The sequence below is a fragment of the Lysobacter enzymogenes genome (genome assembly GCF_900106525.1).
GTDB lineage: Bacteria > Pseudomonadota > Gammaproteobacteria > Xanthomonadales > Xanthomonadaceae > Lysobacter > Lysobacter enzymogenes.
Genome location: NZ_FNOG01000012.1, coordinates 26,500 through 43,740 on the forward strand (window position 1 = coordinate 26,500; position 17,241 = coordinate 43,740).

A 17,241-nucleotide genomic window follows, 5' to 3' on the forward strand; every position below is an offset into this window, starting at 1 on the left:
CTCGCGCCGCTCCTACAGGCAGCGGTCGCGGCTTACGGTTGCTGCTTGTAGGGCGAAATCATGCCTTCCGGCCGGCGCTTGAAGCGGCGGTGGATCCACAGGTACTGGCTCGGCGCCTGCCGCACCATCGCCTCGATCTGGGCGTTGACCCGCGCGCTGTCGGCAGTGGCGTCGCTGGAGGGGAAATCGGGCAGCGGCGCACCGATGCGCAGCACGTAGTCGGCGCCTTCGCGGCGATGGAAGAACGGCACCACCGCGCAGCCGGCGAGGCGCGCGAACTGGTGGGTGGCGGTGATCGTCGCCGCCGGCACGCCGAAGAACGGCGCGAACACCGTGTCCTTGCCGCGCATGTCCTGGTCCGGCGCGTACCACAGGAAGCCGCCCTGCTTGAGGTGGCGCATCGCCGGGCGGATCTCTTCGTTGGTGAACATGGCCGCGGCGTAGCGCAGGCGCCCGCGCTTGACCGCCCATTCCATCACCGGGTTGCGGTGCTTGCGGTACATGCCGGCCAGCGGCAAGCGGTCGCACATCAGCCGGCCGCACATTTCCAGGGTCATGAAGTGGCCCGACACCATCAGCACGCCGCGGCCGGCGGCGCGGACCTCGTCGAGCAGTTCCACGCCCTCGATCCGCACCGTGCGCCGCATCGGTTCGACCCCGCCCCACCAGGCGCGGGCGAACTCGAAGAAGCCGATGCCCAGGTCGCGGAAGCTCTCGCGCAGCAGCGCCTCGCGCTCGGCCTGGCTCTTTTCGGGGAAGCACAGCTTCAGGTTGACCTGCGCCGCGCGCCGGCGGGTGCCGGCCACGCGCAGCGCGAACGCGCCGATCAGCGCGCCCAGCCCGCGTTGCAGCGCCCACGGCAGGCGCGCGCCGGCGCACATGACGGCCAGCGCCAGCCACATCGGCCACAGCCGCGGCGACAGCAGGGAAGGACGGGGGGGCAGGGCGGGTTCGGCCATGGCGATAGTTTATTCGTTGCGGGCCTGAATGCCCCGTGCGCGACCGCCCCCACCCCGAATCGCCGCCGCAGCCTTTATCCTTGGCGCCATGCGGAAGGATTTGATCGAGCGCCTGTTGCGCGGCCTGTATTCGGTCGCCCTGTACCTGTTGGCCCCGGTCACGGTGTATCACCTGATCTGGCGCGGCTTCCGCCAGCCTGCGTATTTCCGCGGCTGGCTCGAGCGCTACGCGGTCTACCGCGGCCCGGCTCAGACCCGCACCTTGTGGCTGCACGCGGTCTCGGTCGGCGAGGTCAACGCCGCGATCCCGCTGGTCAACGCGCTGCGCCGCGGCCGCCCGGACCTGCGCCTGTTGGTGACCACGATCACGCCGACCGGCGCCGACCGCGCGCGCGCGGCCTGGGGCGATTCGGTCGAACACGTCTATCTGCCCTACGACCTGCCCGGCGCGGTAGGCCGTTTCCTCAAGCACCATAAGCCGTGCGCGGCGCTGATCATGGAAACCGAGCTGTGGCCGAACCTGCTGTTCGGCTGCCGCGATCGCGGCATTCCCGCCTACATCCTCAACGCGCGCCTGTCGGAGCGATCGCTGCGCGGCTACCGGGTGCTGGCGCCGCTGGTGAGCCGCGCGCTGCGCACGGTGCGCACGGTCGCGGCGCAATCGCGCGCCGACGGCGAGCGCTTCGTCGAACTCGGCGCCGATCCGCGCCAGGTGGTGGAGACCGGCAACCTCAAGTTCGACGTCAGCGTGCCCGATGCGCTGGAGGCGTTCGCGCAGGAATGCCATCGCCACACCGGCGAGCGCCCGGTGTGGATCGCCGCCAGCACCCACGAAGACGAAGAAGCGGTGACGGTGACCATGCACCGGCACCTGCGCGAGCGCTTTCCCGATCTGCTGCTGCTGTGGGCGCCGCGCCATCCCGAGCGCTTCCGGGTGGTGGCCGAGAACGCGCGCAGCGCCGGCTGGCAGGTGTCCACGCGCTCGCGCGCGCGCTGGCCGCAGCCGGGCGACGATGTGTTCGTGATCGACACGCTCGGCGAGCTGATGAGCTTCTACGCCTGCGCCGACGTCGCCTTCGTCGGCGGCAGCCTGCAGCCGATCGGTGGCCACAACCTGCTCGAGCCGGCCGCGACCGGCACCGCCATCGTCACCGGCCCGCACCTGCACAACTTCGTCGAGATCGCCCAGCGCCTGGACGACGCCGGCGCGCTGCGCATCGGCCAGGACGCCGAGCAGGTGGAAGCGGCGGTGGGACGGCTGCTGGCCGATCCGGCCGAACGCGCGCAGATGGTCGCCGCCGGCCGCGCGCTGGTGGAAACCGGCCGCGGCGCGCTGACGCGGACGATGGCGCTGCTGCAACCGGCGTTGCCGCCGCGGGATTGAGCGGCGCATTCGCGCGGCGGTTCGATTGCTCGACCGGCGCCGCGTTGGACAGTGCGGGCGACGCGATCCGATCGGTCGCGCAAAACGATGACGACGATCGCCGCGATGCGACGACGGCGGACGCGGCCCGCGACGAGCCGCGTCCGTGCAGGTTGCGCCGGACCGAGCCCGGCGCAACCGTGCCGCTGGCGCCGGACTCAGACCTCGCCGAACTGCGGGCCGCCGTCGTCCGCGACCTGCTTGGTGCAGCTCACCGAGCCCAGGTACTCGTAGCCGACGATCACCACGTCGGGGCCGGCCTGGTTGGTGCCGAAGGCGCGAAAGAAGGTGGCGGTCGGCGCGCCTGCGGTGCGGCCGCCGGCGGACGTGCACTGCTGCACCGCGGCCTGCTTGGCGCGGTTGGCGGCGGCCGCCTCGGTGCTGCCCGAGCCCAGCGCGGTCGCCTGGAAGCGCTCGGCGCGGGCGTTGGCGGCGCCGGCGAACAGGACGGTGGACGCGGCGACGGTCAGAGCGATGCTGCGGATGTTCATGCGTTGTCTCCAATAGACGAAGGGGATGGTCGCTACACACGGAACTGCAGCGCGGGCCCTGTATCGGCGCGCGATGCGCTGCGTTCGAATGATGAGCGCCGCCTTCGCCGCGGAAGGTTGCATCGCACGCGGGGTCGATGCGCGAACTTGTGATGCGTTGATGGAAAGATCGCTGAATCAGACGAGTCTGATGTTTCGTGCGTCATTCATCGCGCAACGCACAACGTGATCGGCGCACAAGCGCAGATGCGCCGCCGCGATGCGCGGACTTGCGCTGCATCGACGGGCAGAACGCGGATCGCGCGGTTGCGATCGTTCGCGCGCGTCGAGCCTGCGTCCGCTGCGCCTGCAAGAAGATCGATCGCGACGCGCGGATTTGTGATGCGTCTACGAAAGCAATGTCCAGTCGAAAGAATTCGCTCGCTCGCACCGCACATCGCGCACAGCATTCGCGCGCGCAAAGAAAAAGCCGCCGGTTTCCCGGCGGCTCTCGGTTCGTCGCGGCGTGCGCGGCGCTGCTCAGCGCATCGTCGGCGGCGGCGCCAGGTTGGTAGCGGCGTCGGCGCTCAGCAGGCGGTTCACGTCCTGCACGTCGGCGATGTCGAGCGAGCCGGCGGATTGCTCCAGCAGCAGGCGGTTGAGCAGGAAGTTGTACTTGGACTGGGCGTAGGCCTGCTGCGCCTGCAACAGGGTGCGCTGGTTGTTCAACACGTCCAGCACGGTGCGAGTGCCCACTTCCAGGCCGACCTGCGAGGCGTCGTAGGCGGCCTGCGCCGAGACCACGGCCAGGCGGCGCGCTTCGACTTCGCTGATGCCGGCGACCAGGGTCTGGTACGCGTTGCGGGTGCTGCGCACCAACTGGCGGCGTTGGAATTCGTACTGGTCCTGGGCGGCGTCGCGGCGGGCCAGGGCCTGGCGCACGCCGGACTGCACCGCGCCGCCGGAATACAGCGGGATCGACAGGGTGATGCCGATGTTCGGGCCGTGGCCGGCGCTGGAGGGCTGGTCGTAGGTCTGGCCGAGGAAGCGGCGGTCGCTCCAGGTGGTGCTGTCGCTGTAGCCGCCGTTCAAGGCCAGCGTCGGCCAGTGGCCGGCGCGCGCGGTTTCCACGCCCAGCTCGGCCGATTCCACCGCCAGCTTCTGCGCGCGCAGCGAGGGATTGGCGTTGATCGCGTTCTCGACCCAGGCGTCGACCTGCTGGCTTTCCGGCAGGTTCGGCTTGAAGTCGGCCGGCAGCGCCTTGAGCGTGGTCACCGGCTGGCCGGTGATCTGGCTCAGCGCCTGGTAGTTATCCTCGACCGTGTTGCGGGCGATGATGGTCTGGGCGCGCGCGTTGTCGTACTGGGCGCGCGCTTCGTGCACGTCGGTGATCGGCGCCAGGCCGACTTCCAGGCGCTTGGTGGTGTAGTCGAACTGCTTCTGCAGCGCGGTTTCCGAAGCCACCGTCGCGGCCAGGTTCTCCAGCGCGACCAGCACGTTGAAGTAGGCCTGCGAGGTGCGCACGATCAGGTCCTGACCGGCGGCCTCCAGGGTGTAGTCGGAGGCTTCGCTGAGCTTGTTCTGGCTCTGCAGGCCCTTGATCAGCGAACGGTTGTACACGACCTGATTGGCGCTGACGCCGTAGCGGCGGCTGCTGCTTTCGCTGGTGATGTTGGTGCCGCTGGGAATCACCGGCGCGTTGGGATCGGTCGGATCGCTGGAGCCGCCGCCCGATTCGCTCTCGGTGCGGCTGCGGGTGAAGCTGGCCTCGCCGCTCAGCGACGGCAGCAGCCGCGCGCGCGCCTGGATGCGGTCTTCCTTGGTCGCCAGCCGGTTGGACTCGGCCTGGGCGAGCGTCGGGTCGCTCTGCCGCGCCTGCTCGTAGGTCTGCAGCAGGTCTTCGGCGGACGCGGCGGCCGGCAGCAGGCCAAGAGCGAGGGCAAGAACGAGCGGACGGCGGATCATGCGGCTTCCTTGGACTTGCATGTATTGATGGGTCCGCATGCTGGCACGCGGGCTCTTACGGTGGGCTGACGCTGGCCTGACAGGACGGTCAGAACTCGAAGGCGGGCGCGGGCGCGGCGCCTTGCAGATAAGGCAGATCGGTTTCGAACAACGACTGGATGCGCGAAGCGTTGACTTCGTTGCGCTCGCCGCCGCCGACCAGCACCGCTTCCATCGCCGGCGAACGGCCGCGCACGACGAACAGGCGGCCGCCCGGCTGCAGCCACTGTAGCCACTGCGCGGGAATCTGCGACACCGCGCCGGTGACGCAGATCGCGTTGAAACGGCGGTCGGTGCTGTAGTTCAGCGCATCGGCGTCGACCACCTGGGCGTTGAGGATGGTCTGCGCGGCCAGGCGCTCGCGCGCGGCGGCGGCCAGGTCCGGGTGGATCTCCAGGCTCACCACTTCGCGCGCCAGCCGGCCCAGGCAGGCGGTCAGGTAGCCGCTGCCGGTGCCGATCTCGAGCACGTCGTCGGTGGGATTCACGCCCAGCGACTGCAGGCTGCGGCCTTCCATCACCGGCTTCATCATGAATTCGCCGTGCGCCAGCGGCAGGGCCAGGTCGGCGTAGGCGAGGTTCTTGTGCGCGTCGGCGACGAAGGCTTCGCGCGGCAACGCGGCCAGCACGTCGAGCACGCGCGGGTCGAGCACGTCCCAGGGCCGAACTTGTTGTTCGACCATCAGTTCTCGGGCCTTGGCGTAATCGATCGTAGTCATGTGAAGGGTCTGCGGAATTCGTGCGCGGGACTGCGGATTCTACCGGGACCGCGCTTGTCGGCGGGAAAAAGAATTAACCAGCGCGCGGGGCGGGCTCAGTGCCGAAAGTCACCAGAACTCCTGGCAGGGCGCGCACTTACGCGCAGCCATGAGCGCGCCAGACCCGGCACAGTCAGCGCTCGCCACGGGCATAGGCGCGCAGGAACATGTCCACCGACGCCTCCAGATGGGCGCGGATTTCGGCCTCGCCGGGCAGCGGATAACCCAGCATCAGCAAGGCGTACGGCTCGCCCTTGAGCACGGCGAAGAATTGCCGCGAGGCGGTGTCGGCATCGTCCAGCGCCAGCTCGCCGGCCTCGCTCCGCCGCCGCAGCAGGCCGGCGAATTCTTCGTGCAGCCGATGCGGACCCACGTCCCAAAACAGCTGGGTCAGCGGCGACTGCGCCAGTTGCGGCGTGCACAGCAGGCGGTGGATGCGGATCGCTTCGGGCGCGGCGGCCATGTCGAAGAAGGCCTGGGCGATCGCCAGCAGGCGCTCGCGCAGCGGCGTGCCGGGCTCCGGCGCGAACAGCTGCGGCGGCAGGTGCTGCTCGCAATGGGCGCGCACGGCGGCGGCGAACAGCGTCTCTTTGTCGCCGAAGTGGCTGTAGACGGTGAGTTTGGAGACGCCGGCCTCGGCGGCGATCTGATCCATGCTCACGCCGTCGTAGCCCTGGATCAGGAACAAGCGCTTGGCGGCTTCGAGGATGGCGTTGCGCTTGCTCAGATCCTTCGGCCGCCCGGGACCGGCCGGCTTGGAGGCGGACGGCGGCTGACCGGCGGTATCGGTAGGGCTGGAGGGACGGGGCGAGACCATGATTGAATACTGGACTATCGGGTTTGATATTTATACAGTACTGACGAGTACATTAATTGCCTGAGAGGCCGTCCGCAATGCGCAGCCGGATTCCTTCCGCCTCCTATTCTCTCCCGACCGGCCGCCGTTGGTGGCTGGCCGCGGCACTGGGCCTGGCCCTGACCGCCTGCGGCGGCGCCAAGCCGGCCGTCGAAGCCGCCCGCCCGGTGCTGGTGGCCCGGCCCAGCGGCGCGGTGACCGCGGTGTCGGCCTATGCCGGCGAAGTCCGCGCCCGCGAGGAGAGCCCGCTGTCGTTCCGCGTCGCCGGCAAGCTGGTCGAGCGCAAGGTCGACGTCGGCGCCCATGTCGCCGCCGGCCAGGTGCTGGCCGTGCTCGACCCGGGCGACCTGGACGCCCAGACCCGCGCCGCCCAGGCCCAGTTGGCCGCGGCGGAGGCCGAGTATGCCCGCGCCCGCGCCGATCAGGTCCGTTACGACCAGTTGGCCAAGGATCAGCTGATCAGCCGCTCGGCCAAGGACGCGCAGGACGCCCAGGCCAAGGCCGCCCAGGGCCAGCTCAATTCGGCCCGGGCCAATTGGGAGGTGGCGCGCAACCAGTCGGCCTACACCCAGTTGCGCGCCCCGGCCGCCGGGGTGATCGCCTCGCGCAGCGCCGAAGCCGGGCAGGTGGTCGCCGCCGGCCAGCAGGTGTTCGCGCTGGCCGCCGACGGCGCGCGCGAGATCGCCTTCGCCGTGCCCGAGGGCGCGATCGCCGCGTTCAAGCCGGGCCAGCAGGTGCAGGCGGAGTTGTGGTCGATGCCGGGCAAGCGCTGGCCCGGGCGGGTGCGCGAAGTCGCGCCGGCGGCCGATCCGGCCTCGCGCACCTACGCCGCGCGCGTCACTGTCGACGCGCCGGCCGGGACGCTGGAGCTGGGCCAGAGCGCGCGCATCTATCAGGCCGATCCGGCCGGCTCGGGCCTGAGCGTGCCGCTGGCCGCGGTGCAGCAGACCGCCAGCGGCACCGCGGTGTTCGTGGCTGATCCGCGCGCCGGCACGGTCAAGCTCAAGCCGATCGTCGCCGGCCCCTACGGCGCCGAGCGGGTGCCGGTGCGCTCGGGCCTGGGCGCGGACGAATGGGTGGTGGTGGCCGGCGGCCATCTGCTGCGCGACGGCCAGAAGGTGTTGCCGGTGGACCGCGAGAACCATCCGGTGGAGCGGTGAGCGCCGTCGGCGCCGTCGCTTCGCGTGCGGCCGCAACGCGCAGCCGCTTCCGTTCCCGGCCCGGCCGCGCGCGCGATGCCGCGCGCCTCGCCCTAACGAGCTGACCCCATGCGCTTCAATCTTTCCGAGTGGGCGCTGCGCCACCGCAGCCTGATCGTCTACGCGATGCTGGTGCTGGCCCTGGCCGGCGCCATGTCCTACCTGCGCCTGGGCCGCAGCGAAGATCCGGCCTTCACCTTCAAGGTGATGGTGGTGCGCACGCTGTGGCCGGGCGCCACCGCCGAGCAGGTCTCGCGCCAGGTCACCGAGCGCATCGAGAAGAAGCTCATGGAGACCGGTCGGTACGAGTTCATCCGCTCGTACTCGCGGCCGGGCGAGTCGCAGGTGATCTTCGCCGCCAAGGACTCGCTGCGCTCCAAGGACATCCAGCCGCTGTGGTACCAGGCGCGCAAGAAGATCGGCGACATCCGCCCGACCTTGCCCGACGACATCGTCGGCCCGTTCTTCAACGACGAATTCGGCGACACCTTCGGCAACATCTACGCGCTGACCGGCAAGGGCTTCGACTACGCCGTGCTCAAGGACTACGCCGACCGCGTGCAGCTGGCGCTGCAGCGCCAGCCCGACGTGGGCAAGATCGAACTGTTCGGCGTGCAGGACGAAAAGATCTGGGTCGAGCTGTCGAACGTGAAGCTGTCCACCCTCGGCGTCCCGGCGCAGGCGGTGCAGGACGCGCTGAACCAGCAGAACGCGCTGGTGCCGGCCGGTTTCTTCGAGACGGGTTCCAGTCGCGTGCCGGTGCGCGTCGGCGGGCAGTTCACCTCGGTCGAACAGATCCGCGACTTCCCGATCCGCGTCGGCGACCGCACTTTCCGCCTGGGCGACGTGGCCGACGTGCGCCGCGGCTTCGCCGACCCGCCGCAACCGCGCATGCGCTTCATGGGCGAGGACGCGATCGGCATCGGCGTGTCGATGAAGGAAGGCGGCGACATCCTCAAGCTCGGCAAGACCTTGGAGACCGAGTTCGCGCGTCTGCAGAAGACCCTGCCGGCCGGCATGGAGCTGCGCAAGGTCGCCGACCAGCCCGCGGCGGTGGAGGAATCGGTCGGCGAATTCGTGCGCGTGCTGGCCGAGGCGGTGGCGATCGTGCTGCTGGTGAGCTTCTTCTCGCTGGGGTTGCGCACCGGCTTGGTGGTGGCGCTGTCGATCCCGTTGGTGCTGGCGATGACCTTCGCGGTCATGGACTTCTTCGGCGTCGGCCTGCACAAGATTTCGCTGGGCGCGCTGGTGCTGGCGCTGGGCCTGCTGGTGGACGACGCGATCATCGCGGTGGAGATGATGGCGATCAAGATGGAGCAAGGCTTCAGCCGCCTGCGCGCGGCCGCCTTCGCTTGGGAAAGCACGGCGTTCCCGATGCTCACCGGCACCTTGATCACCGCCGCCGGCTTCCTGCCCATCGCCACCGCGGCCTCGAGCACCGGCGAATACACCCGCTCGCTGTTCGAAGTGGTGACCATCGCGCTGTGCGTGTCGTGGATCGCCGCGGTCGCGTTCATTCCGTTCCTCGGCGACAAGCTGCTGCCCGATTACGGCCACGCCGCTGAGCCGCCCAAGCCCGGTTCGCTGGCTGCGCGCTGGAACGGCGCGCGCGAAGCGCTGGCGCGGCGGGTGCCGGCGCTGGCCGACGCGATCGCGCCGAAGCCGCCGATCGACGGCCATGTCCACGACCCGTACGCGTCCAAGTTCTACGTGCGCTTCCGCGGCTGGGTGCTGTGGTGCGTGCGCCGGCGCTGGTTGGTGATCGCGGTGACCGTGGCCGCCTTCGTCGGTTCGATCTTCCTGTTCCGCTTCATCCCGCAGCAGTTCTTCCCCGACTCGGTGCGGCCGGAGCTGATGGTGGACATGGAGCTGGCCGAAGGCTCGTCGCTGCGCCAGACCGCCGAGCAGGCCGCGCGGTTGGAAGCGATGCTCAAGCAACGCAAGGACCTGGCGAACTACGTCGCGTATGTCGGCACCGGTTCGCCGCGCTTCTACCTACCGCTGGATCAGCAGCTGCCGGCGGCCAACTTCGCCCAGTTCGTGCTGATGCCCAAGGATCTCAAGGCGCGCGAAACGCTGCGCACCTGGGTGATCCAGGAGGTCGCGCCGCGCTTCCCCGAGCTGCAGTTGCGCGTGACCCGATTGGAGAACGGCCCGCCGGTCGGCTATCCGGTGCAGTTCCGCGTGTCCGGCGAGCACATCGACCAGGTGCGCAAGATCGCCTACCAGGTGCGCGAGAAGATCCGCGAGAACCCGCACGTGGCCAACGTCAACCTGGATTGGGACGAGCCGAGCAAGGTGGTGCGCCTGCAGGTCGATCAGGAACGCGCGCGCGCCCTGGGCGTGAGTTCGGCGCAGCTGTCGCAGTTCCTGTCCAGTTCGCTGTCGGGCTCGCACATCAGCACCTACCGCGAGAGCAACCGCCTGATCGAGATGCTGCTGCGCGGCCCCGGCGAGGAGCGCATCCAGCTCGACATGCTCGGCAATCTGATGGTGCCGACCAGCAGCGGCCGCAGCGTGCCGCTGACCCAGATCGCGACCCTGGAGTACGGCTTCGAGGAAGGCATCATCTGGCACCGCGACCGCCTGCCGACCATGACCGTGCGCGCCGACATCTACGACGGCACCCAGCCGGCGTCGGCGATGGGCCAGATCTCGCCGACCCTGGACGGGTTGCGCGCGCAGCTGCCGTACGGCTATTCGATCGACGTCGGCGGCAGCGTCGAGGACTCCGCGCGCGGGCAGAAGTCGATCAACGCCGGCATGCCGCTGTTCCTGTTCGCGGTGTTCACCCTGCTGATGCTGCAGCTGCGCAGCTTCTCGCGCAGCTTCATGGTGCTGCTGACCGCGCCGCTGGGCCTGATCGGGGTGACCGTGTTCCTGCTGGTGTTCCGGGTGCCGTTCGGCTTCGTGGCGATGCTGGGCACGATCGCGCTGGCGGGCATGATCATGCGCAACTCGGTGATCCTGGTCGATCAGATCGAGCAGGACCGCGCCGAGGGCCACGAGCCGTGGAAGGCGATCGTCGATGCGACCGTGCGGCGTTTCCGCCCGATCGTACTGACCGCGCTGGCGGCGATCCTGGCGATGATTCCGTTGTCGCGCAGCGCCTTCTTCGGGCCGATGGCGGTGGCGATCATGGGCGGGTTGATGGTGGCGACGGCGCTGACCTTGTTGTTCCTGCCGGCGTTGTATGCGGCGTGGTTCAAGGTGAAGGTGCCGCAGGAGACGTAAGCCTCTCAAGTAGGGATATTCGCGGATCGCTGCTTGGGGACTTGTAACGGCGGCGCAGTATCAAGCGCCGCCGTCGGTGGAGCGATGCTATTGAGGTGTCTTATCCCTTATTCGGCGGCCTTACCGGCCCAACGATGACCTTGCCGCCGCAGTCGCCAAAGCATTCACTGCCACCGACACCCGTCCAGCCACCGCCGCTGCCGCCGCCGCCGCTACCTCCGTCTGGGCCGCCGCTGCCGCCGGTGCCTCGTTGTACTTTGGAAATCTGTTGCATCCCAGAAACGCCTCCCATGACCGAAACCATAAGATAGGTCGCACATGTACTGGTATTGCAGACGGTTACGGTGTCCTTTGCTTTCCACTGTTCGACTTTCTGGTTTACTGTGGAAACGATGAAGCTCACCGTCTCCGGATCGGGCGTTCCTCCCTCTAAAGTGCAGCCGCTCGTACAGTTGAACGTCCCATAGTTCGCTGCGATCGCAAGACCGATGCCGACGATACCCGCAGTGCCTAACAACCACTTCGATTTCATCTCGCGCCCCTCCGCTTGTTTGCATCGGCCGCGATGGCCTCTGCGCTCATTACTTGTTCGGTTGTCATATCCCGGCGCCAAAGGTCGAGATACTTCGTTGCCGAATCGACTCCGCCTCGTTGCTGCAGAAGTCGCATGTACGCGTAGGCCTTCACGGGGTCGCGCCTGGCCAGCGTTCCATCGTGATAATGATTCGCGAGATTGAAGATCGCCGTGCGGTTTCCCTTTTCGGCCGCCGAGGTCAGGTAGATCAATGCCTGGGTCTTGATTCGCGCAATTTCTTCGATGTTGGCGACCACTTTCTCGGGCGTGTCGAATTTCTCCGTCGCTACGGAGAAATATGCGAGTTGGGCCTCGGGCTGTCCGAGTCGGGCCGCGACGTCGATCCAGTGATCCCTTGTGGCCAGTTGTTCGTCGCTGAGGCCGGCGCACACGACACGATCTTCGGAAAGCGAAGCGACGATGTTGGAGACGAGAGCCTTGTCCCCGGACTCTGCGGCAAGCGCTTCCATGGCTTCTTCGCGAGCTTCAGCGGAAGCGCACCGCTTAAGGTCTTCGTACAACTGAAATGCCGCGCTCGCATCTCCCGATTCTGCCAAGGCGCTGAGCGCCGGGTAGCGGTCTGCGTACTTCGTCGTGGTTGCAACAATTCGTGCGGCCGCGATGGGGCGGCTACCTCCCTCGGTGGAAGGAAGGGCGCGCGATGCATTTGCATGCTGGCTTGCAGGTTCTGACTGGGCGAGTTGCGGCGGGGTGTGGCCCTCATCCTCCCGATGGCAGCTTGTTGCCATGAAGAGCATTAGAAGGAGAAGAGCGATGCGAGGAGTGCGCACGATCGAGCAAGATGTTGAAGAGCCGCAGGGGCTAGAGTCGATCTGAAGGGGCGAATTTTCAGAGCTATATGCCATGCGTTCGATCTTTTCCGTGCGTCGTCGCCTGGGGCAAAGCGTACTTTCCCTTCGGTCGCAAAGAAAAGGTAGAAAAAATGTGAATATGACTAAGTGTCGATAAACATTTATTGAGCCGTCTTGTTAGGGGCGGGGTGACGGTCATGCGTCCTTGAGGTGTAGAGCGCTGGATCTGGTGCGCGGTCGCGGAGAGACTGTTTACGAAGCTAAAGTCCTATGCGCATGGCAGTGTTGCAGGGTGCGTCGATGGTGGCCGCAATTTCCGTAGCCATGATCCGATCAATGTTTCGGGTTTGGTGATCGCAATATCGATTGCTTACGGCGCTTCTGCAGTTCCGGTGCGCGATAGTGGTCGAGGTGAAGGCGCCCGATGGTGCCGATCTTGCGGGCCCCACTGCGGCGCGGCCGGCCGACATTGCTCTGCTAGGACGAGATTTCTATCTCAGTCGGGTTTTCGCGCTCGCGGTTTGCTGCGTTCTTGTGGCGCGCTTCGACGGGCTCGTTTGCAATTGGAGCAAAGGAGTGATCCGTGGTTGCGGCAATTAGGCAGCCGTGTCCGTCTGCCTGCATGGTTCGATCGGCAGAGGTCGGAAAACGATTTAGGTATGACGAAAGAGATATTCGATGCCGGTCGTTCTCAGGCGTGCTCGACGCTGAACGCCAACGTCGCTTCGATCGCCCGCTTCCACCCGGCATACAGCTTCTCGCGCTCGGCCTCCAGCATCTGCGGCTCGAAGCTGCGCTCGACCTGCCACTGCTGCGCGATCTGCTCTCGGCTTTCCCAGAAACCGACCGCCAACCCGGCCAGATAGGCCGCGCCTAGCGCGGTGGTCTCGTTGACTTGCGGGCGTTGCAGCGCGACGTTGAGGATGTCGGCCTGGAACTGCGCGGTGAAGTCGTTGGCGATGGCGCCGCCGTCGGCGCGCAGCGAGGTCAGTTCGATGCCGGCGTCGGCCTGCATCGCGCTGAGCACGTCGCGGGTCTGGTAGGCCAAGGACTCGAGCACGGCGCGGATGAAATGTTCCTTGCTGGTGCCGCGGGTCAGGCCGAACGCCGCGCCGCGCACGTCGCTGCGCCAGTACGGCGCGCCCAGGCCGACGAAGGCGGGGACGAAATAGACGCCGTCGGTGGAGCGCGCGCGTTCGGCGTAGGCCTGCGAGTCGCTGGCCTTGCCGAGCATGCGCAGGCCGTCGCGCAGCCACTGCACCGCCGAGCCTGCGACGAAGATGCTGCCTTCCAGCGCGTACTCGACCTTGCCGTCCACGCCCCAGGCGATGGTGGTGAGCAGGCCGTTGTCGGAGCGCACCGCCTTCTCGCCGGTGTTCATGAGCAGGAAACAGCCGGTGCCGTAGGTGTTCTTGGCCATGCCGGCTTCGAAACAGGCTTGGCCGAACAGCGCCGCCTGCTGGTCGCCGGCGACGCCGCAGATCGGCACCGAATTGTTGAAGAAGTGGCGCGCGCCGGTGTGGGCGTAGACCTCGCTGCTGGAGCGCACCTCCGGCAGCATCGAGGCCGGCACGCCGAGCATCTCCAGCAGTTCCGGGCACCACTGGCGCTTGTGGATGTCGTACATCAACGTGCGCGAGGCATTGGAGTAGTCGGTGACGTGAGCCTTGTTCTCCGACAGGTTCCAGATCAGCCAGGTGTCGATGGTGCCGAACAGCAGGTCGCCGCGCTCGGCCTTGGCCCGCGCGCCTTCGACGTTGTCGAGGATCCACTTGACCTTGGTGCCGGAGAAATAGGCGTCGATCAGCAAGCCGGTGCGTTCGCGCACCATTTCTTCATAGCCGTCGGCCTTGAGCTGCTCGCAGATCTGCGCGGTCTGGCGCGACTGCCAGACGATGGCGTTGTGCACGGCCTGGCCGGTGTGGCGGTCCCAGACCACGGTGGTCTCGCGCTGGTTGGTGATGCCGATGCCGGCGATCTGCGATGCGCTGATCTGGGCCTTGGTCATCACCTCGATCGCGGTGGTCTGCACGCTGGCGAGGATCTCGCGCGGATCGTGCTCGACCCAACCCGGCCGCGGGAAAATCTGTTCGAACTCGCGCTGCGCCACGCCGACGACGCGGCCGTCGCGGTCGAACAGCATGGCGCGCGAGCTGGTGGTGCCTTGGTCGATGGCGAGGATGTAGCGCTGGGTCATGGTCGGCCGCCGGGTCAGGAGATAGCGGATAGGAGTTGGGAGATAGTAAAAGCGCCAGGGAGCGGATAGGGAGCGACTGCGTTCGCTAACGTCTGTCCGCTATCGCCTAGCCATAAGCGGCCTGAAACGCGAACGCCCCCAGCACCGCGCCGACGATCGGCGCGACCACCGGCACCCAGGCATAGCCCCAGTCCGAGCCGCCCTTGCCGGCGATCGGCAGCAGCGCGTGGGCGATGCGCGGGCCGAGGTCGCGCGCGGGGTTGATGGCGTAGCCGGTGGGGCCGCCGAGCGACATGCCGATCACCACCACCAGCAGGCCGACGCCGAGCGGGCCCATGCCGGGGGCGAGGGTGTTGGCGCCGATGGCGAGCGCGCCGAAGGTCAGGGCGAAGGTGCCGATGGCTTCGGTCAGCAGGTTGGCCTTGGTGTCGCGGATCGCCGGAGAGGTGCAGAAGATCGCGCGCTTGAGTTCGGGATCGTCGCTGACCCGCCAGTGCGCCAGATAGGTCAGCCACACCAGGGTGGCGCCGAGGAAGGCGCCGGCGACCTGGGCGAGCACGAAGCCAGGCACCACGGCCCAGGACAATTTGCCGATCGCGGCCAGGGCGATGGTCAGCGCCGGGTTCATGATCGCGCCGCTGGTCGGGCCGGCGATGTAGATGCCGATCAGCACCGCCAGGCCCCAGGCCGCGGTGATCACGCCCCAGCCGGCGCCTTGCGCCTTGGACTGGTTGAGCAGCGCGCCGGCGACCACGCCGTTGCCGAGCAGGATCAGCATGGCGGTGGCGATGAACTCGCTGAGGTATTGCGACATCGGTGAGGCCATTGCGGTGGATTTCCTTATGTCGCGGAGGTTGGGTATCTCCCTGTAGGAGCGGCGCGAGCCGCGACTGCGACATCGCATCTACGACGCAAGCGCGAGGTCGCGGTCGCGGCTTGCGCCGCTCCTACAGGGAGCAATCGAGAGCCCACGGCAATCATGCTGTGGCGCGCTGTGCGATGTAACGCTGCAAAGCGTCACGGCCGGCTGCGTCGAAGCGCAGGCCGAGCTTGGAGCGCCGCCACAGGATGTCCTCGGCGGTGCGCGCCCATTCGAAGTCGATCAGGTAGTCCACTTCGGCCTGGTAGAGGTCGGCGCCGAAGCGCTGGCCGAGGTCTTCCAGGCGCACGCAGCTCTCGACGATGCGCAGCGCGCGGCTGCCGTAGTTGCGGCACAGACGGTAGGCCAGCGGATCCGGCAGCCACGGCCGGCGTAGGCTGAAATCCTCGAAAAACCCCTCGAAATCGGCGTTCGGCAGGTCGCCGCCGGGCAGTTTGGAGGCGCCGGTCCAGGCCGGGCGGCGGTTGCCCAGCAGCGGCGCCAGGGTGTCGCAGGCCTCTTCGGCGAGCTTGCGCGCGGTGGTGATCTTGCCGCCGAACACGCTCAGCAGCGGCGCGCCTTCGCGGTCGAGGTCGAGCACGTAGTCGCGGGTGATCTGCGAGGCCTTGTCGCTGTCGTCGTCGAGCAGCGGGCGCACGCCGCTGTAAGTCCACACCACGTCTTCGGACAGCACCGGGCGCTGGAAATAGCGCGAGGCGGCGGCGCACAGGTAGTCGATCTCCTCGCCGGAGATGCGCGGCGCCGACGGGTCTTCGCGATAGTCGACGTCGGTGGTGCCGATCAGGGTGTAGTCGTGTTCGTAGGGAATCGCGAACACGATGCGGCGGTCGGGCTGCTGGAAGATGTAGGCGTGGTCGTGCTCGAACAGCCGCGGCACGACGATGTGGCTGCCCTTGATCAGGCGCAGGTTGCGCTTGTGCGCGACGTGCGCGACCCGGTCGAGAAAGCTCGCCGCCCACGGGCCGGTGGCGTTGACCAGGGCGCGCGCGCGGACCGTGCGTACCGCGCCGTCGGCGCCGCGCAGCTGCGCGTCCCAGTGCGCCGCGCCGCGTTCGGCCGCGACGCAGGCGGTGCGCACGGACACTTGCGCGCCGCGCTCGGCCGCGTCCATCGCGTTGAGCACCGACAACCGCGCGTCCTGCACCCAGGCGTCGGAATAGACGAAGCCGCGGCTGAACTCCTCGCGCAGCGCGCGCCCGGCGATGTGCTTGCGCAGGTTGACCGAGCGCGAACCCGGCAGGTCGCGGCTGCGGCGTCCGCCGAGGCGGTCGTAGAGGAACAGGCCGATGCGGATCATCCACGCCGGGCGCAGATGCGGCTGGTGCGGCAGCACGAAGCGCAGCGGCCAGATGATGTGCGGGGCCATGCGCAGCAGGCGCTTGCGTTCGGCCAGGGCCTTGCCGACCAGGGCGAATTCGAACTGTTCCAGATAGCGCAGGCCGCCGTGGATGAGCTTGGTGCTGGCGCTGGAGGTGTGCGAGGCGATGTCGCCCTGTTCGCACAGGATCACGGACAAACCGCGTCCTGCCGCGTCGCGCGCGATCGCTGCGCCGTTGATGCCGCCGCCGACGATCAGCAGGTCGGCCGTGGGTACTTCTGTTTCGGTCATGCGGCTTCGGGGCGCGTTCGCGTCTGGCTGCGGGCTGCTTGGCGCCGGCCCAGGGTGCCTCGGGATCATGGCACAGCGTGATGCGGCGATTGTTGCCTGGGTTCACATCAATGACGGGTGAGGGATCGATGTCGGTCGTGGACTGGAGGCACAAAAAAGAAGCCCGATGCGGGGGGGCATCGGGCGAGGGGATGGTGTTGCTGGAGAGAGCGGTGGGGTTCGCTTTGTTATGAGTGGCGGACCGTCGTGGTGCATGGAGTTCGCATC

13 protein-coding genes are annotated in these 17,241 nt (G+C 67.9%); 3 read left to right on the top strand and 10 right to left on the bottom strand.

Features of this window, described 5'->3' with window-relative positions:
* Nucleotides 1-32: 32 nt before the first annotated feature.
* Nucleotides 33-959, bottom strand: coding sequence for an LpxL/LpxP family Kdo(2)-lipid IV(A) lauroyl/palmitoleoyl acyltransferase (lpxL, locus tag BLU84_RS23350; protein WP_074872815.1), 927 nt, complete (start codon nucleotides 957-959; stop codon nucleotides 33-35).
* Between the two features lie 88 nt (nucleotides 960-1,047).
* Here lpxL and waaA point away from each other — a divergent pair, with 88 nt between their 5' ends.
* Complete coding sequence (gene waaA / locus BLU84_RS23355) at nucleotides 1,048-2,343, top strand: lipid IV(A) 3-deoxy-D-manno-octulosonic acid transferase (protein WP_074872818.1); 1,296 nt, start codon at nucleotides 1,048-1,050, stop codon at nucleotides 2,341-2,343.
* Between the two features lie 197 nt (nucleotides 2,344-2,540).
* Here waaA and BLU84_RS23360 read toward each other — a convergent pair whose 3' ends face one another.
* From BLU84_RS23360 to BLU84_RS23375, 4 genes are all read right to left on the bottom strand, one after another.
* Entirely contained in the window at nucleotides 2,541-2,873 is a 333-nt protein-coding gene (locus tag BLU84_RS23360; RefSeq protein ID WP_074872823.1) for a hypothetical protein, read from the bottom strand.
* 519 nt (nucleotides 2,874-3,392) lie between these two features.
* Nucleotides 3,393-4,817 (bottom strand): TolC family outer membrane protein, encoded by a 1,425-nt coding sequence (locus BLU84_RS23365; RefSeq protein WP_074872826.1) that lies wholly within the window; start codon nucleotides 4,815-4,817, stop codon nucleotides 3,393-3,395.
* Nucleotides 4,818-4,905: 88 nt separating this feature from the next.
* A complete protein-coding gene (locus tag BLU84_RS23370; RefSeq protein ID WP_074872831.1) occupies nucleotides 4,906-5,574 on the bottom strand; it encodes a protein-L-isoaspartate O-methyltransferase family protein in 669 nt (222 codons plus the stop codon).
* A 172-nt stretch (nucleotides 5,575-5,746) separates the two neighbouring features.
* On the bottom strand, nucleotides 5,747-6,430 hold the full coding sequence (locus BLU84_RS23375; RefSeq protein WP_074872834.1) for a TetR/AcrR family transcriptional regulator: 684 nt from the start codon (nucleotides 6,428-6,430) through the stop codon (nucleotides 5,747-5,749).
* 77 nt (nucleotides 6,431-6,507) lie between these two features.
* On the opposite strand from BLU84_RS23375, the gene BLU84_RS23380 reads away from it, so the two are divergent.
* Both BLU84_RS23380 and BLU84_RS23385 read left to right on the top strand, forming a co-directional pair.
* Nucleotides 6,508-7,629 (top strand): efflux RND transporter periplasmic adaptor subunit, encoded by a 1,122-nt coding sequence (locus BLU84_RS23380; RefSeq protein ID WP_083383058.1) that lies wholly within the window; start codon nucleotides 6,508-6,510, stop codon nucleotides 7,627-7,629.
* A 108-nt stretch (nucleotides 7,630-7,737) separates the two neighbouring features.
* Nucleotides 7,738-10,902: an efflux RND transporter permease subunit gene (locus BLU84_RS23385; RefSeq protein WP_074872837.1), complete on the top strand. Its 3,165-nt coding sequence runs from the start codon at nucleotides 7,738-7,740 to the stop codon at nucleotides 10,900-10,902.
* Nucleotides 10,903-11,002: 100 nt separating this feature from the next.
* Here BLU84_RS23385 and BLU84_RS26840 read toward each other — a convergent pair whose 3' ends face one another.
* The 5 genes from BLU84_RS26840 to glpD all read right to left on the bottom strand — a co-directional run bounded on the left by BLU84_RS26840 (nucleotide 11,003) and on the right by glpD (nucleotide 16,974).
* A complete protein-coding gene (locus tag BLU84_RS26840) occupies nucleotides 11,003-11,434 on the bottom strand; it encodes a hypothetical protein (RefSeq protein ID WP_139175211.1) in 432 nt (143 codons plus the stop codon).
* Nucleotides 11,431-12,342 (bottom strand): SEL1-like repeat protein, encoded by a 912-nt coding sequence (locus BLU84_RS26845; RefSeq protein ID WP_139175212.1) that lies wholly within the window; start codon nucleotides 12,340-12,342, stop codon nucleotides 11,431-11,433. Before BLU84_RS26845 ends, BLU84_RS26840 begins: the two co-directional genes overlap by 4 nt.
* Nucleotides 12,343-12,979: 637 nt before the next feature.
* On the bottom strand, nucleotides 12,980-14,485 hold the full coding sequence (gene glpK / locus BLU84_RS23395; RefSeq protein ID WP_074872844.1) for a glycerol kinase GlpK: 1,506 nt from the start codon (nucleotides 14,483-14,485) through the stop codon (nucleotides 12,980-12,982).
* 106 nt (nucleotides 14,486-14,591) lie between these two features.
* Entirely contained in the window at nucleotides 14,592-15,311 is a 720-nt protein-coding gene (locus tag BLU84_RS23400; RefSeq protein ID WP_324610492.1) for an MIP/aquaporin family protein, read from the bottom strand.
* Nucleotides 15,312-15,462: 151 nt separating this feature from the next.
* Nucleotides 15,463-16,974, bottom strand: coding sequence for a glycerol-3-phosphate dehydrogenase (gene glpD / locus BLU84_RS23405; RefSeq protein ID WP_074872850.1), 1,512 nt, complete (start codon nucleotides 16,972-16,974; stop codon nucleotides 15,463-15,465).
* Between the last annotated feature and the right edge of the window lie 267 nt (nucleotides 16,975-17,241).

Excerpts from the sequence above, each read along its gene's own strand:
- BLU84_RS26845 (WP_139175212.1), bottom strand. The coding sequence starts at position 12,342 with ATGGCATATAGCTCTGAAAATTCGCCCCTTCAGATCGACTCTAGCCCC.
- waaA (WP_074872818.1), top strand. The coding sequence starts at position 1,048 with ATGCGGAAGGATTTGATCGAGCGCCTGTTGCGCGGCCTGTATTCGGTC.
- BLU84_RS23370 (WP_074872831.1), bottom strand. The coding sequence starts at position 5,574 with ATGACTACGATCGATTACGCCAAGGCCCGAGAACTGATGGTCGAACAA.
- BLU84_RS26840 (WP_139175211.1), bottom strand. The coding sequence starts at position 11,434 with ATGAAATCGAAGTGGTTGTTAGGCACTGCGGGTATCGTCGGCATCGGT.
- glpD (WP_074872850.1), bottom strand. The coding sequence starts at position 16,974 with ATGACCGAAACAGAAGTACCCACGGCCGACCTGCTGATCGTCGGCGGC.
- lpxL (WP_074872815.1), bottom strand. The coding sequence starts at position 959 with ATGGCCGAACCCGCCCTGCCCCCCCGTCCTTCCCTGCTGTCGCCGCGG.
- BLU84_RS23400 (WP_324610492.1), bottom strand. The coding sequence starts at position 15,311 with ATGGCCTCACCGATGTCGCAATACCTCAGCGAGTTCATCGCCACCGCC.
- glpK (WP_074872844.1), bottom strand. The coding sequence starts at position 14,485 with ATGACCCAGCGCTACATCCTCGCCATCGACCAAGGCACCACCAGCTCG.
- BLU84_RS23385 (WP_074872837.1), top strand. The coding sequence starts at position 7,738 with ATGCGCTTCAATCTTTCCGAGTGGGCGCTGCGCCACCGCAGCCTGATC.
- BLU84_RS23375 (WP_074872834.1), bottom strand. The coding sequence starts at position 6,430 with ATGGTCTCGCCCCGTCCCTCCAGCCCTACCGATACCGCCGGTCAGCCG.
- BLU84_RS23380 (WP_083383058.1), top strand. The coding sequence starts at position 6,508 with ATGCGCAGCCGGATTCCTTCCGCCTCCTATTCTCTCCCGACCGGCCGC.
- BLU84_RS23365 (WP_074872826.1), bottom strand. The coding sequence starts at position 4,817 with ATGATCCGCCGTCCGCTCGTTCTTGCCCTCGCTCTTGGCCTGCTGCCG.
- BLU84_RS23360 (WP_074872823.1), bottom strand. The coding sequence starts at position 2,873 with ATGAACATCCGCAGCATCGCTCTGACCGTCGCCGCGTCCACCGTCCTG.